Annotated in this window: 27 protein-coding genes and 1 pseudogene; 12 read left to right on the top strand and 16 right to left on the bottom strand. The window is 61.8% G+C overall.

Annotated elements, in window-relative coordinates; all coding sequences use genetic code 11:
* Positions 1–13 precede the first annotated feature (13 nt).
* The gene (locus JFU48_RS08260; protein ID WP_201136268.1) at positions 14–478 is read left to right on the top strand and encodes a TIGR02444 family protein; all 465 of its coding nucleotides are present in this window, start codon (positions 14–16) and stop codon (positions 476–478) included.
* Here JFU48_RS08260 and JFU48_RS08255 read toward each other — a convergent pair.
* Complete coding sequence (locus JFU48_RS08255) at positions 475–1,620, bottom strand: AlgP family protein (protein ID WP_201136267.1); 1,146 nt, start codon at positions 1,618–1,620, stop codon at positions 475–477. The genes JFU48_RS08260 and JFU48_RS08255 overlap by 4 nt on opposite strands.
* 192 nt (positions 1,621–1,812) lie before the next feature.
* Between JFU48_RS08255 and JFU48_RS08250 the strand changes: the two genes are divergently transcribed.
* Entirely contained in the window at positions 1,813–2,478 is a 666-nt protein-coding gene (locus tag JFU48_RS08250) for an FKBP-type peptidyl-prolyl cis-trans isomerase (RefSeq protein ID WP_003229378.1), read from the top strand.
* Between the two features lie 78 nt (positions 2,479–2,556).
* On the opposite strand, the gene rsd is transcribed toward JFU48_RS08250, so the two are convergent.
* The 8 genes and pseudogenes from rsd to JFU48_RS30510 form a co-directional block, all read right to left on the bottom strand.
* Positions 2,557–3,015, bottom strand: a complete 459-nt coding sequence (gene rsd / locus JFU48_RS08245; protein WP_201136266.1) for a sigma D regulator — start codon at positions 3,013–3,015, stop codon at positions 2,557–2,559.
* Positions 3,016–3,201: 186 nt separating this feature from the next.
* Positions 3,202–3,753 carry a disulfide bond formation protein B gene (locus JFU48_RS08240; protein WP_003229380.1) on the bottom strand — a complete coding sequence of 184 codons (552 nt, stop codon included), beginning with the start codon at positions 3,751–3,753 and terminating at the stop codon, positions 3,202–3,204.
* Positions 3,754–3,971: 218 nt separating this feature from the next.
* On the bottom strand, positions 3,972–5,210 hold the full coding sequence (locus JFU48_RS08235) for a heme biosynthesis protein HemY (RefSeq protein ID WP_201136265.1): 1,239 nt from the start codon (positions 5,208–5,210) through the stop codon (positions 3,972–3,974).
* On the bottom strand, positions 5,207–6,349 hold the full coding sequence (locus JFU48_RS08230) for a uroporphyrinogen-III C-methyltransferase (RefSeq protein WP_201136264.1): 1,143 nt from the start codon (positions 6,347–6,349) through the stop codon (positions 5,207–5,209). Before JFU48_RS08230 ends, JFU48_RS08235 begins: the two co-directional genes overlap by 4 nt.
* Before the next feature lie 16 nt (positions 6,350–6,365).
* A complete protein-coding gene (locus JFU48_RS08225) occupies positions 6,366–7,133 on the bottom strand; it encodes a uroporphyrinogen-III synthase (protein WP_201136263.1) in 768 nt (255 codons plus the stop codon).
* Positions 7,130–8,071 carry a hydroxymethylbilane synthase gene (gene hemC / locus JFU48_RS08220; RefSeq protein WP_003229384.1) on the bottom strand — a complete coding sequence of 314 codons (942 nt, stop codon included), beginning with the start codon at positions 8,069–8,071 and terminating at the stop codon, positions 7,130–7,132. Before hemC ends, JFU48_RS08225 begins: the two co-directional genes overlap by 4 nt.
* Positions 8,072–8,208: 137 nt before the next feature.
* The gene (locus tag JFU48_RS08215) at positions 8,209–8,955 is read right to left on the bottom strand and encodes a LytR/AlgR family response regulator transcription factor (protein WP_003229385.1); all 747 of its coding nucleotides are present in this window, start codon (positions 8,953–8,955) and stop codon (positions 8,209–8,211) included.
* Positions 8,952–9,092 (bottom strand): annotated as a pseudogene (locus tag JFU48_RS30510) (sensor histidine kinase); the annotation flags it as partial. The pseudogene JFU48_RS30510 and the gene JFU48_RS08215, both read right to left, overlap by 4 nt.
* A gap of 327 nt (positions 9,093–9,419) precedes the next feature.
* Between JFU48_RS30510 and argH the strand changes: the two are divergent.
* Positions 9,420–10,814, top strand: coding sequence for an argininosuccinate lyase (gene argH, locus JFU48_RS08210; protein ID WP_103368168.1), 1,395 nt, complete (start codon positions 9,420–9,422; stop codon positions 10,812–10,814).
* Positions 10,815–10,924: 110 nt separating this feature from the next.
* On the opposite strand, the gene JFU48_RS08205 is transcribed toward argH, so the two are convergent.
* Entirely contained in the window at positions 10,925–11,584 is a 660-nt protein-coding gene (locus tag JFU48_RS08205; protein WP_103483675.1) for a glutathione S-transferase family protein, read from the bottom strand.
* A 123-nt stretch (positions 11,585–11,707) separates the two neighbouring features.
* Between JFU48_RS08205 and JFU48_RS08200 the strand changes: the two genes are divergently transcribed.
* From JFU48_RS08200 to JFU48_RS08190, 3 genes are all read left to right on the top strand, one after another.
* Positions 11,708–11,992: a hypothetical protein gene (locus tag JFU48_RS08200; RefSeq protein ID WP_201136262.1), complete on the top strand. Its 285-nt coding sequence runs from the start codon at positions 11,708–11,710 to the stop codon at positions 11,990–11,992.
* A 255-nt stretch (positions 11,993–12,247) separates the two neighbouring features.
* Entirely contained in the window at positions 12,248–12,493 is a 246-nt protein-coding gene (locus JFU48_RS08195) for a TIGR02647 family protein (protein ID WP_003229392.1), read from the top strand.
* Between the two features lie 183 nt (positions 12,494–12,676).
* Complete coding sequence (locus tag JFU48_RS08190) at positions 12,677–15,517, top strand: class I adenylate cyclase (RefSeq protein ID WP_201136261.1); 2,841 nt, start codon at positions 12,677–12,679, stop codon at positions 15,515–15,517.
* A 7-nt stretch (positions 15,518–15,524) separates the two neighbouring features.
* Here JFU48_RS08190 and rnk read toward each other — a convergent pair whose 3' ends face one another.
* The 3 genes from rnk to cyaY form a co-directional block, all read right to left on the bottom strand.
* Entirely contained in the window at positions 15,525–15,944 is a 420-nt protein-coding gene (gene rnk / locus JFU48_RS08185) for a nucleoside diphosphate kinase regulator (RefSeq protein WP_201136260.1), read from the bottom strand.
* Between the two features lie 259 nt (positions 15,945–16,203).
* Positions 16,204–16,422, bottom strand: coding sequence for a DUF1289 domain-containing protein (locus tag JFU48_RS08180; RefSeq protein ID WP_082920365.1), 219 nt, complete (start codon positions 16,420–16,422; stop codon positions 16,204–16,206).
* 4 nt (positions 16,423–16,426) lie between these two features.
* Positions 16,427–16,759 carry an iron donor protein CyaY gene (gene cyaY / locus JFU48_RS08175; protein WP_003229398.1) on the bottom strand — a complete coding sequence of 111 codons (333 nt, stop codon included), beginning with the start codon at positions 16,757–16,759 and terminating at the stop codon, positions 16,427–16,429.
* A gap of 315 nt (positions 16,760–17,074) precedes the next feature.
* On the opposite strand from cyaY, the gene lptM reads away from it, so the two are divergent.
* Genes lptM through JFU48_RS08145 form a run of 6 tightly spaced genes read left to right on the top strand, consistent with a single transcriptional unit; the run spans position 17,075 to position 21,687 of the window.
* Positions 17,075–17,251, top strand: coding sequence for an LPS translocon maturation chaperone LptM (gene lptM / locus JFU48_RS08170; RefSeq protein ID WP_003229400.1), 177 nt, complete (start codon positions 17,075–17,077; stop codon positions 17,249–17,251).
* Positions 17,252–17,260: 9 nt separating this feature from the next.
* Positions 17,261–18,508, top strand: a complete 1,248-nt coding sequence (gene lysA, locus JFU48_RS08165; RefSeq protein ID WP_003229402.1) for a diaminopimelate decarboxylase — start codon at positions 17,261–17,263, stop codon at positions 18,506–18,508.
* 3 nt (positions 18,509–18,511) lie between these two features.
* Positions 18,512–19,342, top strand: a complete 831-nt coding sequence (dapF, locus tag JFU48_RS08160) for a diaminopimelate epimerase (RefSeq protein WP_201136259.1) — start codon at positions 18,512–18,514, stop codon at positions 19,340–19,342.
* Positions 19,343–19,355: 13 nt separating this feature from the next.
* Complete coding sequence (locus tag JFU48_RS08155; protein ID WP_003229406.1) at positions 19,356–20,081, top strand: DUF484 family protein; 726 nt, start codon at positions 19,356–19,358, stop codon at positions 20,079–20,081.
* A gap of 2 nt (positions 20,082–20,083) precedes the next feature.
* Positions 20,084–20,983, top strand: coding sequence for a tyrosine recombinase XerC (gene xerC / locus JFU48_RS08150; protein WP_003229409.1), 900 nt, complete (start codon positions 20,084–20,086; stop codon positions 20,981–20,983).
* Positions 20,980–21,687, top strand: coding sequence for an HAD family hydrolase (locus JFU48_RS08145; protein ID WP_201136258.1), 708 nt, complete (start codon positions 20,980–20,982; stop codon positions 21,685–21,687). The genes xerC and JFU48_RS08145 overlap by 4 nt, the downstream gene beginning before the upstream one ends.
* A 188-nt stretch (positions 21,688–21,875) precedes the next feature.
* Here JFU48_RS08145 and sutA read toward each other — a convergent pair whose 3' ends face one another.
* The 3 genes from sutA to JFU48_RS08130 form a co-directional block, all read right to left on the bottom strand.
* Entirely contained in the window at positions 21,876–22,202 is a 327-nt protein-coding gene (gene sutA, locus JFU48_RS08140) for a transcriptional regulator SutA (protein WP_003229413.1), read from the bottom strand.
* 102 nt (positions 22,203–22,304) lie between these two features.
* Positions 22,305–22,730 (bottom strand): secondary thiamine-phosphate synthase enzyme YjbQ, encoded by a 426-nt coding sequence (locus JFU48_RS08135; protein ID WP_003229414.1) that lies wholly within the window; start codon positions 22,728–22,730, stop codon positions 22,305–22,307.
* Between the two features lie 216 nt (positions 22,731–22,946).
* On the bottom strand, positions 22,947–24,284 hold the full coding sequence (locus JFU48_RS08130; RefSeq protein WP_103483682.1) for an ammonium transporter: 1,338 nt from the start codon (positions 24,282–24,284) through the stop codon (positions 22,947–22,949).
* Between the last annotated feature and the right edge of the window lie 12 nt (positions 24,285–24,296).

The raw sequence follows: 24,296 nt of genomic DNA, 5'->3' as shown, positions 1-24,296 counted from the left end.
CGCGAGTAGCACGATGTCCTCTGACCTGTGGAGCTTTTCCCTTGCCATCTACGCCCGACCGGGCGTGGAACCTGCTTGCCTGCAACTGCAAACGGCGGGGGCCAATGTCTGCCTGCTGCTGTGTGGTTTATGGCTGGAACAGCGCGGCGCGGCCTGCGACGAACAGCGCGTGCAGCAGCTGAAAACGCTGGTGGGGCCGTGGGATGTGGAGGTGGTGCAGCCACTGCGTGCGTTGCGTACTCAGTGGAAAACCCTGGCCGAGGAAGATCCGGTGCTCAAGGGGCTGCGAGCACAAATGAAGGCGCTGGAGCTGGAAGCCGAACGGCATCTGCTGTGGCAACTGGAACAGGTTGCGCAGGACTGGCCGCGCGATGAAGTATCAGCGTCCGGGCAATGGCTGGAGAGCCTGGCGGGATCGACCGCCAGCCCGAACCGCGACGCGCTGCACGTGCTGCGCGTCGCGGCAACCGGCGCTTAGGAAGCGCTGGTCGGGTTGCTGCTGACGCTCGACGCAGCGGCTGGCGTTGGCGCCGTCGTGGTGGTCGAGGTGGAAGCGGCTGGAGCAGGTGCGGCGGCCGGCGCTGGAGCGGCTGGCTTGGCGGCCGGTGCAGTCGCAGGTTTAGCGGCAGCGGGTTTGGCAGCGGCCGGTTTTTTCGCGGCAGGTTTTGCAGCTGGCTTGGCGGCTGGTTTAGCGGCTGGCTTTGCGGCTACTGGTTTGGCGGCAGGCTTGGCTGCAGCGGTCGCAGGTTTTGCTGCTGCAGGTTTGGCAGCGGTTTTAGCGGCAGGCTTGGCCGCTGGTTTGGCAGCAACCTTGGCAGCAGGTTTTGCCGCGACCGGTTTGGCCGCAGTCTTGGCTGCCGGTTTTGCAGCGGCGGTTTTCGCGGCAGGTTTGGCAGCCGGTTTTACCGCTACTTTGGCAGCTGGTTTAGCAGCAGCGGTTTTTGCCGGAGCGACTTTGCGCGCAGCAGGTTTTGCTGCTGGCTTGGCAGCCGGTTTTGCCGCTGCAGGTTTGGCAGCGGCAGTACGTGCGGCCGGTTTCGCAGCGCTCGCCGCAGCCGGTTTTTTCACTGCGGTTTTTGCAGCAGGTTTGGCGGCGGTTTTAGCCGGTGCCTTGGCTGCTGGTTTGGCTGCCGGTTTTGCCGCAGCGGTTTTCGCCGGGGCTTTCGCCGCAGCAGGTTTGGCTGCCGCTTTTTTCGCAGGCGCTGCTGCTGGTTTGGCGGCGCGGGAGGACAGCGCTTTGCCGGCAGCCTCTTGCACACGGCCGACACCCTGGGCCAGTTTCAGGCTTTCCTGGGCATCACGCTTGAGTTGCAGAATGTAGCCGCGAGTGTCGGACTGACGCCCCTTCAGCGCGTCGAGCAAGTCTTCGAGTTCTTTGACGGCAGCCTTGGCCTTGTTCTGCGCCTTGGCTTTACCGGCAGTGGCTGCGTCCTGCAATTTGGTACGGGACTTGTGCAGTTTTTCTTGCGCCTTGCCGCGTTGCTTTTCCAGTTTGGCGAGCAGTTTTTCAGCATCAGCCAAGGCTTGGGAGCAAGCGTTTTCCAAATGCTCGAGCAGGCTGCCCGAGAGTTGTTGGAGTAGGTGCAACGGAGTGTTTACAGGCTTCTTGGTGGCCGACATGGTTTACCTCCTGGCTGACGTGAGTGCGGCTCATACTAGACCTCTGCAGTTACCGCCGCTAGGTCATCTTGACAGTATCGAAACCGTTGCGTTGCAACGAAGTGAAAATGTTCTGCACAAAGACAAAAGCAGTTCACCGTTGCAGACCTTCGCGCTGGCATAATCGCCCGCATCTCAGGACGGAGAGTGCCCATGTCGCGCTACCTTTTTTTATCCCTCTGGATGATTTTTTCCGCCGCCCACGCCGACGAAAAAACCACCGCGAACGATGCTCACGATCTGGCCTACAGCCTCGGTGCCAGCCTCGGTGAACGCTTGCGCCAAGAGGTGCCGCAATTGCAGATTCAGGCATTGGTCGAAGGTTTGCAGCAGGCCTATCAAGGCAAGCCGCTGGCCCTGAGCGAAGCGCGGATCGAGCAGATCCTGGCCGATCACGAATCGCAAAACGCCGAACACTCGTCGCTGCCTTCCAGTGATGCCGCGATGGAAAACGAGCAGCGTTTTCTCACCGCCGAAAAAGCCAAACCGGGTGTGAAGGAATTGGCCGACGGCATCCTGCTGACCGAGCTGAGCCCGGGCACTGGCCCCAAGGCCGGGCCGGATGGAAAAGTGCAGGTGCTGTATGTCGGTCGCCTGCCGGATGGCACCGTGTTCGATCAGAACACTCAGCCACAATGGTTCAGCCTCGACAGCGTGATTGCCGGGTGGCGTACGGCGTTGCAGAACATGCCGGTTGGCGCGAAGTGGCGACTGGTGATTCCATCGGATCAAGCCTACGGCGCCGACGGTGCGGGCGATCTTATCGCGCCGTTTACACCGCTGGTATTTGAAGTCGAATTGCGCGGTGCAACGAGCTGACCGACGCCGACTCGCCGACATAAAAAAACGCGGTGCGCTTTCGGCGCACCGCGTTTTTTCATGTCGGCGCGAAACGAATCAGGCCTGAACCGGATCTTCCTGCTTGTGCGCGGTGTGCAGCACTTCAATCAGGCAATCTTCCAGTTCGAAGCGTTCGTGCAGCAGGCCACCCAGTTCCTTGAACTTCTCGGCGACGCATTTGCCTTCATCACAAAGGTCGTTGAAGGCGAGGAGTTTTTCGGTGATGACGTCGATACGCGGGTAGAGGGTTTCGGCGAGTTCGAGGCCACGCGTGTCACCGAACGCCTTGGCTTCGCCGGTCAGCTGTTCGTAGATTTCGAAGTGCCCGGCCGAGACGTAATCGACCAGCACGCCGCAGAACTCCTGCAAGGGCTTGCGGCTCTCGGACAAGGCCTGAGGTTGCGCACCCAGCTTGTCGTAGGCACCGATCAGTTCTTCACGCTCTTGCAACCAGCGGTCGATCAGCAGATGAACTCCACCCCAGCGTTCCTGAGCATTCTGACAACTTTCGAGCATGGCGATCTCTCTTCCCTTGTGGGTCATGCTGCTCTACACCCGCGCCCCTCTTCTGGCTTTTATCGCTTGGAGGCCGACCGGGCAGAGCGTCATCGAGCAACATAAATCCAATGACACGTGCGGGCCAGATTATGCCCGCACGCCTATGGCTTCAAGGTACGCAGGAGATAAAGTTCATACAAGTGTTTAATCCCCGACCAGCGCCCGGTGCGACGCTTCGCCGCTGAGCGGTCGCTGCAGCGCGCTCCAGACCAGACGCAGTAACTGGTAAACCGCAAGGATCGACATCGCCACAAAGAACAGCAGACTCCATTCCGGGATGCTCAAATCGAACAGCGTCCAGGAAATTTCCGCGCAATCGACACCCCCCTTGAACATCCGCAGCGTTGCGCACAACCACGGCAGGTTGCTGAACAGCGCTTCGGAATCGGGCGCGCAACTGGTCATTTGCACCAGCGGATCACTCTGCAACAACACCTGCCGCCAGGCCGCCGTGGTCCCGCCCAGGCTCAGGCCAAGCGCGGCCGCCCAATAGAGCGACAGACCGACACGCCGTGGGCCGTGAATCGCCGCCAGCCCGCAACAGACCATCAGCAACGCCATGAAGAAGCGTTGCGCCAGGCACAGACTGCAGGGCGTCAGCCCGACCGCATATTCGAGGTAATAGGAAGCTCCCAGGGCCAGTGCGCCTGCAGTGAAAGCCGTAAAAAACAAGGAGCGTGAACAGGCCAACGACATGGCTTTTCCGTAGCAGTGGAGACAGGCAGTTACGGTAGAGGAAAGCTTGTCAGCCTTTCAAGGCAGGTGCCTGGCGACAGTTCACCAGAAGTGTAGGGAAAACCCGACAGGCGCGAGAGGAATAGGTGTAGTCCGCTGTAGGACTTTGCCCAACACGCCCGCCAGAGGTAATTATTCGCTCACTGAACGTTGACGAGGGAGCAGCCTCCCTCGTGATTTCAGGCGCGAACCGGCACCGGTAACGGCGCGGCCAGCAGGCGTTCATCCAGCAGGCCGAGACCTTCCTGGAACAACTGGTTGCTGCGCTCGGTATCACCCAGTTGCGCGAGCAGGCGCGCCAACTCGGCGCAGGCTTCCGGGTTACGCTGCACCCGCAGACTGCTTTCCAGATAATCCCGTGCCTTGCCCCACAAGCTGGTTTGCAGACAGAGACGACCGAGGGTCAGCAACAGGCTTGGATCAGCCGGATGTTCCTTGAGCCAGCCTTCGGCGGTCTGCAACTGACGAGCCGGATCGCTGCCGCGCACCAGGCCATAAAGGCGTGCAAGGTGGCTGTCGTACTTGCGCTTGAGGGCGCTGCGCAGGACTTCTTCCGCCTCGACCTGAGCCCCCAGCTGACGCAGTTGTTCGGCGTATGCCAGCACCAGCGCCGGCTCCTGACGCTGCGCGGAAGTCAATTGCTCCCAGGCACGCGTGAGTGATTGCAGACCGACTTTGCCGTCCTCGTCACGATGCGCCGCCAGGGACAGGTTGTTGCCCCAGGCACGCCGTTCGAGTTCCGCCAGCTCGGCCGGCGGCAACACCTTGTCCTTGCGCAGTTCCGGCAACAGGCGAATGACCGCCGCCCAGTCGCCACGCTGCTGATGCAGACGCTGCAACTGTCGCAAGGTCTGTACGTTATGCGGATGCCGCTCGTGCATCGCTTGCAGGGTCACCAAGGCGCCGTCAGTGTCACCACGATCGGTCTGCAACTGCGCGTGACTCAAGGCAATCGCCAGTTCGGCCTGAGGCTGGCGCTCCAGGGCACGCTCGAGCAACTGATCACACTCCTCGTACTTGCCTTGTTCGTTGGCCGCGCGTGCCGCGCCGAGGTAATACAACAGCGGCTGGCGCTCGGCCTCGGCGGCGCGAGCGAGGTGACGTTGCGCGCTGGCCCAGCGACCTTCGGCCAGATCCAGCTGACCGTGTTCGATGGCCACCTGCACCCGCCGGCTGCGGTTGCGCCGTGACCACGGATTGACCACGCCACCGGACGTCATGATCAGCTCGATCAGGGCCTTGATGCCCCAGATCAACAGCCACAACACCGCAATCAGCGCCAGCGTCGCCCACAGGCTCGATTCATAGCGAAAGCTCTTGTAGGCAACCAGCACGTAACCGGAATGCTCGGCAATCGCCAGGCCCAGCGCCGCCGTCGCGGCGATCACCAGAAACACGATCACATACAGGCGTTTCATGGCGTGGTCTCCTGCGCGGTGTTGGCGGCAGGTTTGGCGAACGGTTTGACCGATTCTTCAGCGTTGACGTTACGGCGTTCCAGGTAAGCCTGCACCGCGCTCAACGTGCCGGTCAGGTCCGGGGTCTTGACCGTCACAGGTTGCTGGCTCAGCTCGGCAACCTGTTCGAGCATGATTTTGCTCTGCGGATTATCCGGATTGAAATTGCCCTTGAGCACGTCCCGCGCTTCGGTCAGTGCCTGGCTGTAGACCGGCCCCTGGCCATTGAGCGCCGCCCATTGCGCCTGCTCCAGCGCCAGACTCAGCGCCAGGCGTACCTGACTCAGACTTTGCCCGGCCAGCAGTGGCTTCACATTCTTGTCGGCATTGAAATCGATGCGGATGTAGCGCGACACCTGATCCCACCACTGCGCCCAGCGACTGGCACCATCGCCGTCAGCGGTCAGGCCCAGCAGCGATTCGCCGCGATCCTTGTACTCCGGCGCCAGTTCGGTCAGCTCGATGACCTGATCACGCAAGGCCCCGATGCGCAGGAACAGCCCGGTGCGATCCGGCTGCTCGGTGCTGCGCAGGGCGACGAGGGTCTTGGCCACTTGCTCGCGGGCGGCGAACGAGCCGGGATCGTTCTGTTCACGGAGGATTTCGTCGGCACCCTGCACCAGCGCCTGGGCGCTGCTGATGTCCTGCAGGGCCGAGAGGCGCAGGCTGGCCAGACGCAGCAGGTGCTCGGCCTCGGCCAGACGCCAGTCCTTGCGGCTGGCGCCGAGAACGGTTTCCAGGCGCTGGTTGAGGCGCTGCTGATCACCCTGCAGTTGCGTCACCAGACGCTGGCGCTCGGCGAGTTCATCGGCACCGGGCAGCTGCGCGAGGCGCTCGGTCAGGCGCTGTTCGTTGAGCTTGAGGCTCTGCGCCTGATCGTTCAACGCCTGCACCTGATCGGACTGCTGTGCGGTGTTGGTCTGCAGGTGACGCACCTGCCAGACACCCCAGCCACCGATCGCCACGCCGGCAGCGCCGAGCAACAGGGCGACAATGGCCAGTCCGTTGCCTCGGCGCGGCTCTTTGGCCGGCGGTGGAGTTTCAACCTGGGCATCGATCACAGGCTGGACATCATCTTTAGGCAAGGCTGTTTCGCTCACGTATCCATCCTTTGCATTAGAGAACGGGCACGGGATGCTCCCGTAACACCGTCAGCAAAGCCGCGGCACTCGCGCCGCGGCAATCCACAACTGTTCGGGCCCCGGCGGCACGCGCCAGCTCGGCGACCCTTGGGCTCGGCACAAACAACGGCAACTGCGCAATTGAAGGCCAGGCATCGCCGGCCATCTGGCGCAAGTGCTCGAAACCCTGTCCACTGCTGACCACCAGCCCGTTCAAGCGTTCCGCTGCAATCCGCCGCGGCAGCTCTTGCGGCGGGTAGGCCGGCAGGTCACGCCGATACAACTCCAGATACTCGACACTAGCACCAAGCGCGCGCAGGCGCTCGGCGAGCAGCTCGCGGCCACCCTCGCCACGCAGGATCAGCACCTGCGCGCCGGGCTCGGTGACCGCCTCGCGCAGACGCGACAATTGCAGCAGGGCTTCACTGTCATCGCCGTCGGCGGGAAAGTGTACGTCGAGACCGTGATCGCGAAGAATCTGCGCGGTCGCCGCGCCGACGCTGAACCACGGCATCGACAATGACTGAGGTCCATAAGCGTCCAGCAGATCAAGCGCAATCCGCGCCGCCGGCTTGCTGACCACGATGACCGCGCTGCAACCCGAAAGCCGCGCCAGCGCCTGACGTATCTTGGCAGAGACCGGCAGCGGCGCTATGTCCAGAAGCGGCAGGCAACTGCTGAAAATCCCCTGTCCGGCCAACTCCGCGGCCAGCGCCGCACAGTCATCCGCAGGGCGCGTCAGCAGCAGGCGCCAGCCAGTCACTCGTGACCTGCCTCGCCATACACCGCTTTGAGAATGTCGTCGGCACCCTGGCTGAGCAAGTCTTCGGCAACCTTCACCCCCAGCGTCTCGGCATCGGCACGCGGCGCGCGCGCCTCGGCGCTGAGCAGCTTGCCACCACTCGGTTCGCCCACCAGCCCACGCAACCACAACTGCTCACCTTCGAGCACGGCGTAGCAGGCGATCGGCACCTGGCAGCCGCCATTCAGATGTTTATTGAGCGCGCGTTCAGCGGTCACGCGCGAAGCGGTGTCGGCATGATGCAACGGTGCGAGCAAGGCGTGGATTTGCGTGTCGGCGCTGCGGCACTCGATGCCAACGGCGCCCTGGCCACCGGCCGGCAGGCTGTCGTCGACGCTGATGGCCGAGGTGATGCGGTCTTCGAAACCGAGACGGATCAGACCGGCCGCCGCGAGGATGATCGCGTCGTACTCGCCGGCATCGAGCTTGGCCAGACGGGTATTGACGTTACCGCGCAGGAAGCGGATTTCCAGATCAGGACGACGGGTCAGCAACTGCGCCTGACGCCGCAGGCTGGAGGTGCCGACGATGGCGCCGGCAGGCAGCGCATCCAGGCTGGCGTAAGTATTGGAAACGAAAGCATCACGCGGATCTTCGCGTTCGCAGATGCAGAACAGACCAAGGCCTTCGGGGAAGTCCATCGGCACGTCTTTCATCGAGTGCACGGCGATGTCGGCTTCGTTTTCCAGCAGCGCGGTTTCCAGTTCCTTGACGAACAGGCCCTTGCCGCCGATTTTCGACAGCGGCGAGTCGAGCAGCTTGTCACCGCGACTGACCATGGGCACCAGCGTCACCAGCAAACCCGGATGGGCCGCTTGCAGACGAGCTTTGACGTATTCGGCCTGCCAGAGGGCCAGCGCACTTTTACGGGTGGCGATGCGGATTTCGCGAGAGGACATGGATCAATCCGTACTGAATAGATACGGCGGATAATAACAGCTCAGCCAAATCCACTTTGACTTGAATCAGAAACGGCGTGGCCTCCCTGGCCTGCAATGCCCGGTAGAAGAAAGTGAAACCAAGCGCGAAGGCCGGGTCAGAGGCCCTGCATCATCTTGCGCACACCGGCCACATGTCGACGACTGACGATCAGCGCATCACCATTGAGGCCTTTGAGGAACAGCTGGAAATGCCCCAGCGGCGTGCGTTGCAGACGCTCGATGCGGTCACGGGCGACCAGCGCGTTGCGGTGGATACGCACGAAACGCTCGCCGAACTCGTCTTCAAGGGCCTTGAGGGGTTCGTCCAGCAGAACCTCGCCGCTTTCATGGCGCAGGGTCACGTATTTGTGATCGGCAATGAAATAGACCACCTGATCCAGCGGGATCAGCTCGATCCCTTTGCGGGTCCGGGCGCTGATATGGCTGCGCGGACCATTACCGCTTTCGGCGGCGGGACGGGTCAGGGCCGAGAGTTGGGCCCGGTTGGGACGTTCAGCCCGTTTCAGGGCGTCATGCAGATGTTCGGTTCGCACGGGTTTCACCACATAGCCCACGGCGCTGGCCTGCAGGGCTTCCACGGCAAATTCATCGGGGCCGGTGCAAAACACCACGGCCGGCGGCGTTTCGCGCTCGCACAGACGGGCAGCGACCTGCAGGCCATCGAGGCCCGGCATGCGGATATCGAGCAGCACGATATCCGGCTTGTGGCTGTCGATCAGCGCCAACGCCTCTTCGCCATTCGTGGCGCTGGGCTCCAGGACTGTATAACCCTCGAGCTCGCTTACCATTCGGCTTAGGCGCTCGCGAGCCAGTGGTTCGTCATCAACGATCAGGACATTCATATTGCGCTGGATTCCTGCGTGAGTCTCGCACAAGGATAGCGTAGACAGGTGAAGTGACGTCCGTCACCGCGATCCACGCTAAGACTAGCCCGAGCGCCAAAAAGTGCCGTACGTCGGCCAGCAATATTTGCCAGTGTCCGGGTCGTACTGCTCAAAGCCCGCTGTTTCCTGCGTTTTTCACGGGGTATGCCAAAGGACAAAACCACCCACCCCCTCTTCTTATAGTCGGCACTTGCGCGATCCGCAGTCGCGCCGACCCTTATGTCCAACTGTAGACGCTTGCCGGGCCGATATTGCTCAATCGAAAAATATCCTTGCGCAAATCCCCCGCAGACAGCGCCGACTATGAATGAGCAGATGAGAAAAAAACGTATCGACCGGTGTCAGCGACAGGATTGGCAACCCTGTTATTATCCGCGCCAGCGTTTCACGCCTTCTTTCTTCAAGCCGATACGAGCGAATTCATGAGCACTGACAAGACCAATCAGTCCTGGGGCGGCCGCTTCAGTGAACCCGTCGACGCCTTCGTCGCCCGCTTCACCGCCTCCGTCACCTTCGACCAGCGCCTGTATCGCCACGACATCATGGGCTCGATCGCCCACGCCACTATGCTGGCCAAGGTCGGCGTGCTGACCGATGCCGAGCGCGACAGCATCATCGACGGCCTGAAGACCATTCAGGGCGAAATCGAGGCCGGCCAGTTCGACTGGCGCGTCGACCTCGAAGACGTGCACATGAACATCGAAGCGCGCCTGACCGATCGCATCGGCATCACCGGCAAGAAACTGCACACCGGGCGCAGCCGTAATGACCAGGTCGCCACCGACATCCGGCTGTGGCTGCGTGACGAAATCGACCTGATCCTGGCCGAGATCACCCGCCTGCAAAAAGGCCTGCTGGAGCAGGCCGAGCGCGAAGCCGCGAGCATCATGCCCGGCTTCACTCACCTGCAAACTGCCCAGCCAGTGACCTTCGGCCACCACATGCTGGCCTGGTTCGAAATGCTCAGCCGCGACTACGAGCGTCTGGTCGACTGCCGCAAGCGCACCAACCGCATGCCACTGGGCAGCGCCGCGCTGGCCGGCACCACCTACCCGATCGACCGCGAATACACCGCGCAATTGTTGGGCTTCGACGCCGTCGGCGGCAATTCGCTGGACAACGTTTCCGATCGCGACTTCGCTATCGAATTCTGCTCGGCCGCGAGCATCGCGATGATGCACCTGTCGCGTTTCTCCGAAGAGCTGGTGCTGTGGACCAGCGCGCAGTTCCAGTTCATCGATCTGCCGGATCGTTTCTGCACCGGCAGCTCGATCATGCCGCAGAAGAAAAACCCGGATGTGCCGGAACTGGTACGCGGCAAGACCGGCCGTGTGTTCGGTGCGCTGATGGGCCTGCTGACACTGATGAAAGGCCAGCCGCTGGCCTACAACAAGGACAACCAGGAAGACAAAGAGCCGCTGTTCGACGCCGCCGACACCCTGCGCGATTCGCTGCGCGCCTTTGCCGACATGATCCCGGCGATCAAGCCGAAACACGCGATCATGCGCGAAGCGGCGCTGCGCGGTTTCTCCACCGCGACCGACCTGGCGGACTACCTGGTGCGCCGTGGCCTGCCGTTCCGTGACTGCCACGAAATCGTCGGTCACGCGGTGAAGTACGGCGTCGACACCGGCAAGGATCTGGCCGAGATGAGCCTGGAAGAACTGCGTCAGTTCAGCGACCAGATCGAGCAGGACGTGTTCGCCGTGCTGACCCTGGAAGGCTCGGTGAATGCCCGTGACCATATCGGCGGCACTGCGCCGGCGCAGGTCAAGGCCGCCGTGGCTCGCGGTCAGGCCCTCATCGCCAGCCGCTAAAGGTCGAAAGCTTCGCGAGCAGGCTCGCTCCCACAGTCTGGATTTGTTAATACAGTCCAAATGTGGGAGCGGGCTTGCTCGCGAATGCTGACTTCAGAACACTGCAAGACCTACTTCTTCGCTGCGATCATCGCCAAAAACGCCGGCATCGCCAATTCTTTGTCCGCCGCAATCTTCTGCACATGCGGATTCTGCTCAAGCCGCTCCAACAGCGCCTTGGCCTTCGGCATCTCTGCCAGCAAATCGATCCCGAACAGTTTCTGCCCGACCGCACACGCCAGCGGCACGCTGTACAGGAAGTACACATCCGCGATGCTCAAACTGTCGCCCGCCACGTACGGGGCGAATTTGCCGTGTCGACCCAACGCCGCGAAACCCAGCAGCAACTCGGCTTTGGTTTTCTCCTTGATCGCCTCCGGCACCGCCGCGCCAAAGAACGCTTCGCCATAACAGGCGCGCCCCGGCAGCTCGATGTACAACTCGATTTCCTTGGCAATCGCCAGCACCTGCGCCCGCTCGAATGGATCGCTCGGCAGTAGCGGCGTGCCCTTCTGGGTCTGTTCGAGGTATTCAAGGATGATCGCAGTTTCGTTGATGAAACCCGCCTCGACGCCCAGCACCGGCACTTTGCCGCGTGGACTGATCGCCAATGATTCAGGCGTCGGCGTCGGGTAGAAGGTGACTTCTTCGAAAGCCAGGCCCTTTTCCAGCAGCGCCAGCTTGACCATGTTGTAGTAGTTGCTGACAGCGAATCCGTAGAGCTTGAACATCACATAGCCTCCAGGCCGTGCGGGGTGGGCAGTCACTGTTTATAGATCGCCCGCCACGATCCTGCCAGCAGCATCACGCCGCTGAATGCGGGTAAACTGGCGCCTTTCCTTGAGGAGCCTGCCATGAGCGAGCCGACAGACATCGACAACGACGAAGAAGAGTTCACCGAGGCGACGTTGATCGAAGCCATCGAGAACCAGATCGAAAGCGACAACCCGCCAGCGGCCAAGGCGACCTACAACAAGCTGACCCTGGTGGGCGTCGAGCGCGAGGAGATCCTCAATTTGATGGCCCATGTGCTGGCCTACGAGATTGACGCGATGCTCGACGAAGACCGCGCGTTCGATACCGAGTGGTATGAAACTGCGCTGCGTGCGCTGCCAGAGCTGCCACCGGAAAAGCAGTAAACCCCGATCCTGTAGGAGTGAGCCTGCTCGCGATTGCGTTCTTTCAGCAAAAAATCAGCTGACTGACACGGCCCAATCGCGAGCAGGCTCACTCCTACAATGTTTGTTACTTATCTGCCGCACCATCTCCAGGCCGCTGACTACACTGCACTCCACCTCGAAAGGAAAAACCCGGCCACTGGCACTGGACATGCCGCAAAAGCGGGTTCACCTTAGGGGCGCTGTCGTCCAATTCCTAGAAAGTCTGGAGTCCTTATGTCGCTTACCCCTGAGCTGGTTGCCGAACTGGAAGTCCTCGCACTCTTCAACCTGGACAGTTCCCAGGAAGGTTTGAAAATTCATCAGACCGCTGCCCCGAAACATATCGCCGCCGCCAAACGCCTCTTCGAGAAAGAACTCACCGACCAGCCTGATGGCGGGTATCTGACCAGCCTGGGTCGCGATGCCGCGCAAAATGTGCAAACCGTGCTGACCATTCTGAGAGAGCAGGAAACCGCCTGATTCCCCCCGTCTTTGCCCACGGGAACTCCTGCCACGGGATTTCCGCGGGCCTACCCGGCACCCCGCGCTAAAAATCTGACGTCAAAAAACAAATTCAGCTTAAAAGTCCCGCTGCGCAAAGGCTAAACTGCCTCCCATTCCGAGACCCTCTTCGTCCGAGCCTGCGAGCCGGTTTGAGCTGACATGACGCGCACCCATGAAATCCGCCCCGACCTGGACGAAGGCATCGACCGCAAGGTGCTCAGCCAGCTGCGCGCGCGCTTTCTCAAGCTCAATGAGGGTCGCCTTGGCCGGGCGCTCGAAGGTCTGTCGACCCGCCAGCAAGGCGTGCTGACCCTGCTACCACTGTTCTTCCACGTCAATCACCCGCTGTTGCCGGGCTATGTTTCCGGCAGCACCCCCGCCGGGCTGTCCAACTATGAACCGGACGCCAGCGCCCTCGCCGAAGCGCAGCGCCTGACCCGCTCGTTCTCCTACAAGCCGCGCCATGGCAGCAACCCGCCTCGGCCGATTCACGGTTTGTTCCTGATGGGCAGCCTCGGCACCCTGGCTCAGGCCGATCAGAGCGACATGGACGTGTGGGTTTGCCACGCACCGGACCTGAGCGAAAACGAACTCGCCGAACTGCGCAAAAAATGCCAGCTCCTCGAAGCCTGGGCCGCGACCCAAGGCGCCGAGGCGCACTTCTTCCTGATCGATCCGGTGCGCTTCATCAAAGGCGAACGCGACACCCAGCTCAGCTCGGAAAACTGCGGCAGCACTCAGCACTATCTGTTGCTGGACGAGTTTTATCGCACCGCGATCTGGCTGGCCGGGCGCACACCGATCTGGTGGCTGGTGCCGGTCTACGAAGAAACCGCTTACGACCAGTACACCCATACCTTGCTGTCCAAGCGCTTCATTCGCGCCGACGAGACACTTGATCTCGGGCATCTGGCGACGATTCCGCCGGGCGAGTTCATCGGCGCCGGCCTGTGGCAATTGTTCAAGGGCATCGAGTCGCCCTACAAGTCGGTGCTCAAGCTGTTGCTGACCGAGGTCTACGCCAGCGAACACCCGAACGTGCGATGCCTGAGCCTGCGCTACAAGCAGGCCGTGTTCGCCAATCAGCTGGATCTGGATGAGCTGGATCCGTACATGGTGGTGTACCGACGCATCGAGGAATACCTCAGCGCCCGCAACGAACCGGAGCGGTTGGAACTGGTGCGGCGCGCGCTGTATCTCAAGGTCAACCGCAAGCTTACCGGCAACAGCCGCACCCAGAGCTGGCAGCGCTCGCTGCTGGAACGCCTGGCCCACGAGTGGCATTGGGATCAGCGGCAACTGGCCTTGCTCGACAGCCGCAGCCAGTGGAAAGTCCGCCAGGTCAGTGCCGAACGCCGCGCCCTGGTCAATGAACTGAACTACAGCTATCGCTTCCTGACTCAGTTCGCCCGCAGCGAACAGACCGTCAGCCTGATCAACAAGCGCGACCTGAACGTGCTCGGTCGCCGCTTGTACGCCGCGTTCGAACGCAAGGCCGACAAGGTCGAGTTCATCAATCCCGGCATCGCCCCGGATCTGGCCGAAGACACCTTGACCCTGGTGCAGTCGCCAAACAAAAAAGAACCCGGGCAAACCCAGTGGGGCCTGTACAACGGCAGCCTGACCGCGCTGGAGTGGGAGCACTTCGCGCCGATCAAGCGCAGCCGTGAGTTGCTCGAACTGCTGACCTGGTGCCACCGCAACGGCGTGATCGACAGCAGCACCCGTCTGGCCCTGCACCCCGGCACCAGCGACTTGAGCGAGTTCGAACTGTTCAACCTGCTCGGCAGCCTGCAGCAGTGCATCGCCCTGCCCTTGCCGACCGTCGCCGAAGAACGACTGCTGCGCGCTGCGGTGCCGAGCGAAGTGCTGATGCTGGTCAACGTCGGTGTCGATCCGCTCAAGCATCACCGCGACCTGAACATCCTGATGACCACCGAACGCACCGATTCGCTGAGTTACGCCGGGGTGCGCGAAAACCTTGTGCTGACCCTCGATCAGGTCACGCTCAACAGCTGGAACGAAGTGCTGGTCAACCGTTTCGACGGCCCCCACGCGCTGCTCGATTGCCTGCGCGACTACCTCAATAATCTGCCGCGCGGCCCGCAGCAGCCGTCATTGAAAGTGCGCTGCTTCTGCCACAACCGCGCGCAGTTCATTGCCCGGCGCGTCGAAGAAGTCATCGACACCGCGCAGACCCTGCTGCTCAGCGAGCTCAATCACCGCTACCTGATTCAGGTGCAACAGCACTATCACGTGCTGGAGCTGGTGCCGGGCCAGGTCAACCATGTCGCTCTCGCTACCTTGCCGGCGCTGTTGGATTACCTCGGCGAAGAACAGCCGCGCTACAGCCCGCTGCACCTGGACCCGATGGCGCTGGAGGATCACGATCTCGCGCTGATCCTGCCGATGGGGCAGCCGGAATCGATTCAGGTGTTCTACCGGATCACTGAACAACAGGCCGAGCTGTACGTGCTGGATGAGTTCAACGCGCTATGGCAACAGCATCTGCCGTATCACGACGAACAGAGCCTGCTGGTGCCTCTGCAGCGTTTTCTGCAATCGATCCAGTACCGCCGTGAAGCGCTGCTGCCAATGGATGCCAGCCCGGCGGTTCTCGATATTTTGTATTACCAGCTGTTGCCCTCGGGCCCGGGCAGGGCTCGACGGGTCGAGGCTCGGCCAACGCCGCAGACACCGGTCAACAAACCGTTCTACGACGTACAGGCGATTGTCGGCAAAGCCGCACCCGGAGAGGTGCAGGTCACGCTGTATTGCAATCAACGGGAATTCAGCGAGCTGGAACATGGCGACCAGTTGTTCCGCGTGGTCGCCCGGGAGATCGTCGAGCAACGCCGCGAGACCGAGCGCTATCGCTGCTACATCACCGACCTGGACCTCTCGGGCCTGCTCGGTGATGGTCAGAGTTCAAGCAATTTGTATCTGCGCTACAAGGCCGACCTGGAGCGCGCCCTGAACGAGGCGCTCGAACAGGTCTGAGGCGGGGTTACTCGCGGAAATCGCCGCCGTTGGCCGGCTGCGACTCAACTTCCAGCAAGGTCAGTTTCAGGGTCTTGCCGCCGGGCGCCGGCCAATCGATGTGCTGACCGACTTTCAGGCCGAGCAGCGCGCTGCCGACCGGCGCCAGGATCGAGATCTTGCCTTCGTCGGCGTTGGCGTCATTGGGATAGACCAGCGTCAGGTGATAGTCCTTGCCACTGCCTTCTTCGCGGCAGTGCACGCGGGAATTCATCGTCACGACATCAGCGGGCACTTCATCGTGGCCGACCAGTGTATCGGCGCGGTCCAGTTCGGTTTGCAGCGCGATCACGCCCGGCGCAGCCTGGTCTTTCTCGTTCAGGTTGTCGATCAAGCGCTCCAGACGTTGCACGTCCAGACGGGTAAGGGTGATGGAAGGTGCGGTCATGATCCGGGCAGACTCCTTTCTTCTGCACACAAAAAAAGCAAAACCCCGCCAAAAAAGACGGGGTTTTCACCAGGCCTCGATGGGTTGAGGCGTGTTCGGACACTATCACAGCTCAAAAAATATACAAGCCACCCACTTTTGATCTGGCAAGAACCCCTGTGGCGAGGGGATTTATCCCCGATGGGTCGCGCAGCGGCCCCAAGCTTCTGAGACTGCTGCGCAGTCTATCGGGGATAAATCCCCTCACCACAACGTCGAGTCAAGTCAGGGATTTTCGTGCGGCAGCCTGCTGGCAGATGATCCGACGCCGCTCATCATCGGCCGAGCGCCATTCGCGAATATCCTCGACATGGCGGAAGCAGCCGAGACAAACCTTTTGTTCATCCAGCCGGCACACGCCGCTGCACGGCGAAGGCACGGCCGGGCTGATGTTGCTGTAAAGCGGCTTTGGCGGACGAACAGGTGCGGTGTCAGTCACGAAATCACAGACCTTCGAAATCGAATTCGACACCGGCCTGCTGCTTGACGATGCGCTCGAGCATCTCGCCCAGTTGCTCTTCGCTCTTGTCGCACATCCAGCGCTCGCTCTCTTCGTCGTAGTCGAAGTGGAAACCGCCGGAGACCGCCGCCAACCACAGCTGACGCAACGGCTCCTGACGGCTGAAGATCAGCTGCGTGCCGTTTTCAAATTTCACAGTCAGTACACCGGCCGAGCTTTCCAGGTCGATATCCAGGTCGCTTTCGTCAAAGATGTCCTCCAGTTTTTCCTGGGTTTCATCGACCAGATCGTGGAAACGCGCTTCGGACAAACTCATTGTGGCAACCTCAAAAAATGTCTGATCAGGCTCAAGCGCCGCAAGATACGGACGCTGCTGGCCGATTGCAAAGGATAACGACCAAGGGCCTGCCGGCCCATCAACACCAAACCCTGTGGGAGCGAGCTTGCTCGCGAAAGCGGTGTGTCTGGCAGCAAACATATCGGATGTGCCGGCCTCTTCGCGAGCAGGCTCGCTCCCACAAGGCTCCAGGTGTATCCAGCAGCCCCGCCGGACGGGAACCCCCTCGCATAGGCAAGCTGCCGGGTGGCCGGTATACTCCGGCGCAATTAACGCATTTTCAAGGATTTCGCCATGAAGCGCCTGATCTCTTCCCTTGCTGCGCTCGTCGCGGTTGCCTGCCTCGTTTCCGCCTGTGGTCAAAAAGGCCCGCTGTACCTGCCGGATGACGATCAGGACCCGGCCGAGCAAGCCAAGTCGTCGCAACAACAACCTGCCTCCAAGGCGCACAAGCACGACGTTTACCAATAAGGGATCGCCATGGACGCTTTTAACTACCGTGGCGGGGAGCTGTTCGCGGAAGGTGTGGCCCTGTCCGCCATCGCCGACCGCTTCGGCACGCCCACTTATGTCTACTCGCGTGCGCACATCGAAGCCCAATATCTGGCCTACGCCGATGCGCTGGCCGGCATGCCGCACCTGGTCTGCTACGCAGTCAAGGCCAACTCCAACCTCGGCGTGCTGAATGTCCTGGCCCGTCTCGGCGCCGGTTTCGACATCGTTTCCCGTGGCGAGCTGGAACGTGTGCTGGCCGCTGGCGGCAGCGCCGACAAGATCGTGTTCTCCGGCGTCGGCAAGACCCGTGACGACATGCGTCGCGCGCTGGAAGTCGGCGTGCACTGCTTCAACGTCGAATCCACCGACGAGCTTGAGCGCCTGCAAGTCGTGGCTGCCGAGCTGGGTGTTCGCGCACCGGTTTCGTTGCGCGTGAACCCGGACGTCGACGCCGGCACCCATCCGTACATTTCCACCGGTCTCAAAGAGAACAAGTTCGGCATCGCCATTGCCGACGCCGAAGACGTGTACGTGCGTGCCGCGCACCTGCCGAACCTGGAAGTGATCGGTGTCGACTGCCACATCGGCTCGCAACTGACCACGTTGCCACCGTTCCTCGATGCCCTCGACCGTCTGCTGGATCTGGTCGACCGCCTCGGCGATTGCGGCATTCACCTGCGCCACATCGATCTCGGTGGTGGCCTGGGCGTGCGTTATCGCGATGAAGAGCCGCCACTGGCCGGCGACTACATCAAGGCCGTACGCGAGCGTCTGAACGGCCGTGACCTGGCGCTGGTGTTCGAACCTGGCCGCTTCATCGTCGCCAACGCCGGCGTGCTGCTGACCCAGGTCGAGTACCTCAAGCACACCGAACACAAGGATTTCGCCATCGTCGACGCGGCGATGAACGACCTGATCCGCCCGGCGCTGTATCAGGCCTGGATGGACATCACCGCGGTCAAGCCGCGCGACAGCGCCGCACGCCAGTACGACGTGGTCGGCCCGATCTGCGAAACCGGTGATTTCCTCGCCAAGGATCGTGAGCTCGCGCTGGAAGAAGGCGACCTGCTGGCCGTGCATTCGGCCGGTGCCTACGGCTTCGTGATGAGTTCCAACTACAACACCCGTGGCCGTGCCGCTGAAGTGTTGGTAGACGGTGATCAGGTTTTTGAAGTGCGCCGCCGCGAAACCGTGGCCGAGCTGTTTGCCGGCGAAAGCCTGCTGCCGGAGTAACCCATGCTGCTGCGTTTTACCAAAATGCACGGCCTGGGCAATGACTTCATGGTTCTCGACCTGGTCAGCCAGCACGCGCATATTCAGCCCAAGCACGCCAAGCAATGGGGCGACCGGCACACTGGTATCGGTTTCGACCAGTTGCTGATCGTCGAAGCGCCGAGCAATCCGGACGTGGATTTCCGTTACCGGATCTTCAACTCCGATGGCTCGGAAGTGGAACAGTGCGGCAACGGTGCACGCTGCTTCGCGCGCTTCGTTCTGGACAAGCGCCTGACGGCCAAACGGCAGATTCGCGTCGAGACCAAGGGCGGCATCATCGAGCTGGACGTGCGTAACGACGGCCAGATCGGGGTGAACATGGGCGCGCCGCGCCTGGTGCCGGCGGACATTCCGTTCGATGCGCCGGCGCAGGCTGCCAGCTATCAACTGGAGGTCGACGGCACCACGGTCGAGCTGGCCGCCGTGTCGATGGGCAATCCCCATGCGGTGCTGCGCGTACAGGACATCAACAACGCACCGGTGCATGAACTGGGGCCGAAAATCGAACACCACCCGCGCTTCCCGGCGCGGGTCAATGTCGGTTTCATCCAGGTCATCGACCGCAACCGTGCGCAGTTGCGCGTCTGGGAACGCGGCGCCGGGGAAACTCAGGCCTGTGGCACCGGCGCCTGCGCCGCCGCTGTAGCTGCAATCAGTCAGGGGTGGATGGATTCGCCGCTGTTGATCGACCTGCCCGGCGGGCGTCTGTCCATTGAATGGGCAGGCCCTGGCCAACCGGTGCTGATGACCGGCCCGGCAGTGCGTGTATACGAAGGACAAGTGCGTCTTTGAGTGAGCAGAAGCCATGACCGATAAGCCTCAGGTACCCGCCCGACAGTCCGACGAATCAGCGTCCGAGAGCCTGGAGGCGGCAGCGGTTGCCGCATACCTCGAGGCTCATCCGGACTTCTTCGTCGAGCACGAAGAACTGCTGCCCGCCCTGCGCATTCCGCATCAGCGCGGTGACACCGTATCACTGGTCGAACGGCAGATGAGCATCCTGCGCGACCGCAACATCGAGATGCGGCATCGCCTCTCGCAGTTGATGGACGTGGCCCGCGACAACGACCGCCTGTTCGACAAGACCCGCCGTCTGATCCTGTCGCTGATGGACGCCGCCAGCCTCGAAGACGTGGTGATCAGCGTCGAAGACAGCCTGCGTCAGGATTTTCAGGTGCCCTTTGTCAGCCTGATCCTGCTCGGCGACAACCCGGCGCCGGTTGGCCGCTGGGTGACCCATGCCGACGCGCAGACCGCGATCGGCGGCCTGCTCACCGAAGGCAAGAGCGTCAGCGGCACCCTGCGGGAACATGAGCTGGACTTCCTGTTCGGCGAAGAACAGCGCAAGCAAATCGGCTCCACCGCGGTGGTCGCGGTCAGTCATCAGGGCATTCACGGCATTCTGGCAATCGCCAGCCGTGATCCGCAGCACTACAAGAGTTCGGTCGGCACGCTGTTCCTCAGCTACATCGCCGAAGTCATGGGCCGCGTGCTGCCACGGGTCAACAGCTCCCTGCGCTCGGTACGCTGAATATGGAACGACAACTGGACGCTTACTGCGAACACCTGCGCAGTGAGCGACAGGTGTCGCCGCACACCCTGTCGGCCTATCGCCGCGACCTCGATAAAGTCCTCGGCTGGTGCCTCAAGCAGAACATCGGCAGTTGGGCGGCGCTGGATATTCAGCGTCTGCGCAGCCTGATCGCCCGCCTGCATGCCCAGGGGCAGTCGTCGCGCAGCCTTGCCCGATTGCTCTCGGCGGTGCGCGGGCTCTATCACTATCTGAATCGCGAAGGCCTGTGCGACCACGACCCGGCGACCGGGCTGGCGCCGCCGAAAGGCGAACGGCGCTTGCCGAAAACCCTCGACACCGACCGTGCATTGCAACTGCTTGAAGGTGCGGTCGAGGACGATTTTCTCGCCCGCCGTGATCAGGCGATTCTCGAACTGTTCTATTCCTCGGGCCTGCGCCTGTCCGAGCTGACCGGGCTCAATCTCGATCAGCTGGATCTGGCCGACGGCATGGTTCAGGTGCTCGGCAAGGGCAGCAAGACCCGTCTGCTGCCGGTCGGCAAAAAGGCTCGCGAAGCACTCGAGCAATGGCTGCCGCTGCGGGCCATGACCAACCCGGCCGACGACGCCGTGTTCGTCAGCCAGCAAGGCCGCCGCCTCGGCCCACGGGCGATTCAGGTGCGGGTGAAACTGGCCGGCGAGCGCGAGCTGGGGCAGAACCTGCACCCGCACATGCTGCGGCACTCTTTCGCCAGCCACTTGCTGGAATCCTCGCAGGATCTGCGCGCGGTGCAGGAACTGCTCGGCCACTCGGACATCAAGACCACGCAGATCTACACCCACCTGGACTTCCAGCACCTGGCGGCGGTCTACGACAGCGCCCATCCACGGGCCAAACGCAGCAAAGGCGACGATTCATGAACATCCAGTTGATCACCTTCGACCTCGACGACACCCTGTGGGACACCGCCCCGGTGATCGTCAGCGCCGAAGCGGTATTGCGCCAGTGGTTGAGCGAACACGCACCCAATCTGGGCGCGGTGCCGGTGGAGCATCTGTGGGCGATTCGCGAGCGGGTGCTGGCCAGCGAACCGGGCCTCAAACATCGCATCAGCGCGTTGCGTCGGCGCGTGCTGTTCCACGCGCTGGAAGAAGCCGGGTACGCCCACGGCGAAGCTTCCGATCTGGCCGACAAGAGTTTTGAAGTGTTCCTGCACGCGCGGCACCAGATCACGGTATTTCCCGAGGTCGAACCGACTCTGGAAATCCTCGCCAACCACTACGCCCTCGGCGTGGTCACCAACGGCAATGCCGACGTGCGTCGATTGGGCCTGGCGGATTACTTCAAGTTTGCGTTGTGCGCGGAAGACATCGGCATCGCCAAGCCGGATGTGCGGCTGTTTAACGAGGCGTTGCAGCGTGGTGGTGTGAGCGCTGATCTGGCGGTACACATTGGTGATCATCCCGGCGATGACATTGCCGGGGCGCAGCAGGCAGGCATGCGCGCGATCTGGTTCAACCCGACGGGCAAGGTCTGGGAAGCCGAGCGCCTGCCGGACGCCGAGATCCGCAGCCTGACTGATTTGCCGGCAGTACTGGCGCGCTGGAATGCCCTCTCGAACTGATCCACTATCCCCTGTGGGAGCGGGCTTGCTCGCGAAGAGGCCGTGTCAGCCGACATATAATTTGAATGACACACCGCCTTCGCGAGCAAGCCCGCTCCCACAGGGGATTGCCTGCATCCATGACTTTATTTCAGGCATGAAAAAGCCCGCAGCGACGGCGGGCTTTTTCAGCAAGCAAGCGGCACGCCTCAGATAGGGCGGCTGCCGTACTTGTTGTCCGGCTTCTTGGGCGGATCGGCGACCACGTTGGCCTCCACTTCCTGCACCTTGCCACCGCGCGCAAGGAATTCTTCCATGGCCTTGGCCAGGGCGTCGCGCTCCTTGTTCTTGGCTTCGATGCTCGGCAATTCGTCGATCGACACCGCAGCCTTGGCTTTGCCTTTGGCAGCCGGGGCCGGCGTATCGTCACCGCCATCGTCGTCAGCAACGTCTTCCGCTGCTGCTTCCAGGCCTTCCTCGGCCTCGTCTTCGTCGCCTACTTCGAGGTCGTCGTTTTCCAGATCATCGTCGCTCATGTTCTACCTCATGACTTGCGAAAAGCAGATTAGTTATAGACCAGCTTTGGCGACTGTCGAAAGTCGCCGTAAAAAAATCGGTAACCGCTGGTGACCAACGGTTTACGCCCCTTCACCGTGCAGGGTGGCGAGGACTTTACGGGCACCGCCATGATCACGGTGCTCGCCCAGATAAACGCCTTGCCAGGTTCCCAGAGCCAGTCGCCCTGCCGAAACCGGCAGACTGATCTGGCAGCCAAGTACGCTGGCCTTGAAGTGCGCCGGGAGGTCGTCCAGGCCTTCGTCGTTATGCTCATAGCCGTCTGTTCCTTGTGGGATCAGACGATTGAAAAATCGTTCGAAGTCGCGACGGACCGCCGGATCGGCGTTCTCGTTGATGGTCAACGACGCCGAGGTATGCTGCAGCCACAAATGCAACAGACCGACCCGGCACGCCTTGAGTTCAGGCAGGCCGGCGAGTAACTCGTCCGTTACCAGATGAAAGCCCCGGGGCCGTGCCCGCAGGGTTATCAGAGTCTGTTGCCACATACAGTTCTCCGCACGTTCGGGGCGCATTCTAGCGCGCTCTGGGAAAAAACAAAGGCCCTAATATTCCTGCAATGATGTAAGCCATTGGCCGCAGAAAAACGCTTGTCGTAAACACGACCAAAGCCGTAAGAAAAATCCTTTCAGCCACTACCTGAATGACAAATTCCAGACAAAAAAATGCCCGGCAAGCCGGGCAAGTTTTTTCGATGCGCGTACTTACAGGTTGTAGCCGCGCTCGTTGTGTTGTGCCAGGTCCAGACCCACTGCCTCTTCTTCCTCGGTGGCACGCAGGCCCATGACCACGTCCAGTACCTTGAGGATGATGAAGGTGACGATCGCGGTGTAGATCACCGTGAAGCCGACACCTTTGCACTGAATCCACACTTGCGAAGCGATGTCGGTCACGGTGCCGAAGCCACCCAGCGCCGGCGCGGCGAACACGCCGGTGAGGATCGCGCCGAGGATACCGCCGATACCGTGCACGCCGAAGGCATCCAGGGAGTCGTCGTAACCGAGTTTGCGTTTCAGCGTGGTCGCGCAGAAGAAGCACACCACACCGGCCGCCAGACCGATGATCAGCGAGCCCATCGGGCCCACGGTACCGGCTGCCGGCGTGATTGCCACCAGGCCTGCAACCACACCCGAGGCAATGCCCAGTGCGCTAGGTTTGCCGTGGGTGATCCACTCGGCGAACATCCAGCCCAGTGCAGCAGCAGCGGTAGCGATCTGAGTCACCAGCATCGCCATGCCGGCAGTGCCGTTGGCGGCCGCGGCGGAACCGGCGTTGAAGCCGAACCAGCCGACCCACAGCATCGCCGCGCCCATCAGGGTGTAACCAAGGTTGTGCGGTGCCATCGGGGTAGTCGGGAAGCCTTTGCGCTTGCCCAGCACCAGGCACGCCACCAGACCGGCGATACCGGCGTTGATGTGAACCACGGTGCCGCCGGCGAAATCGAGCACGCCCCAATCGCCCAGCAGCGAACCCGGACCGCTCCAGACCATGTGCGCGATCGGCGCATACACCAGAGTGAACCAGACGCCCATGAACACCAGCATCGCGGAGAACTTCATGCGCTCGGCGAAGGCACCGACGATCAGCGCCGGAGTGATGATGGCGAAGGTCATTTGATAAGTGACGAACACCGCTTCAGGGAACAGTGCTGCCGGGCCGGTAATGCTGGCAGGCGTGATGCCCGCGAGGAAGGCCTTGGCAAAGCTGCCGACGAAGGAGTTCAGGTTGACGACGTTGGCTTCCATCCCGGTGGTGTCGAACGCCATGCTGTAGCCATAAAGGAACCACAGGATGGTGACCAGGCCGGTAATGGCGAAGCACTGCATCATCACCGAAAGAATGTTTTTCGACCGCACCATGCCGCCGTAGAACAGCGCGAGGCCGGGAATGGTCATGAACAGCACGAGGGCTGTGGAGGTCAGCATCCAGGCGGTGTCGCCGGAATTGAGGACTGGAGGCGCCACCGGATCTGCCGCCATAGCCAGGCCGGGCATTACGATGGACAACAGGGCGCCTAGCCCTGCGAATTTACGCAGAGTCATATTGTTTTCTCC

The sequence above is a fragment of the Pseudomonas sp. TH49 genome (assembly GCF_016650625.1).
GTDB lineage: Bacteria > Pseudomonadota > Gammaproteobacteria > Pseudomonadales > Pseudomonadaceae > Aquipseudomonas > Aquipseudomonas fluorescens_H.
Note: the sequence above shows the minus strand (reverse complement) of the source record. Positions and strands in the feature narration are given on the sequence as shown.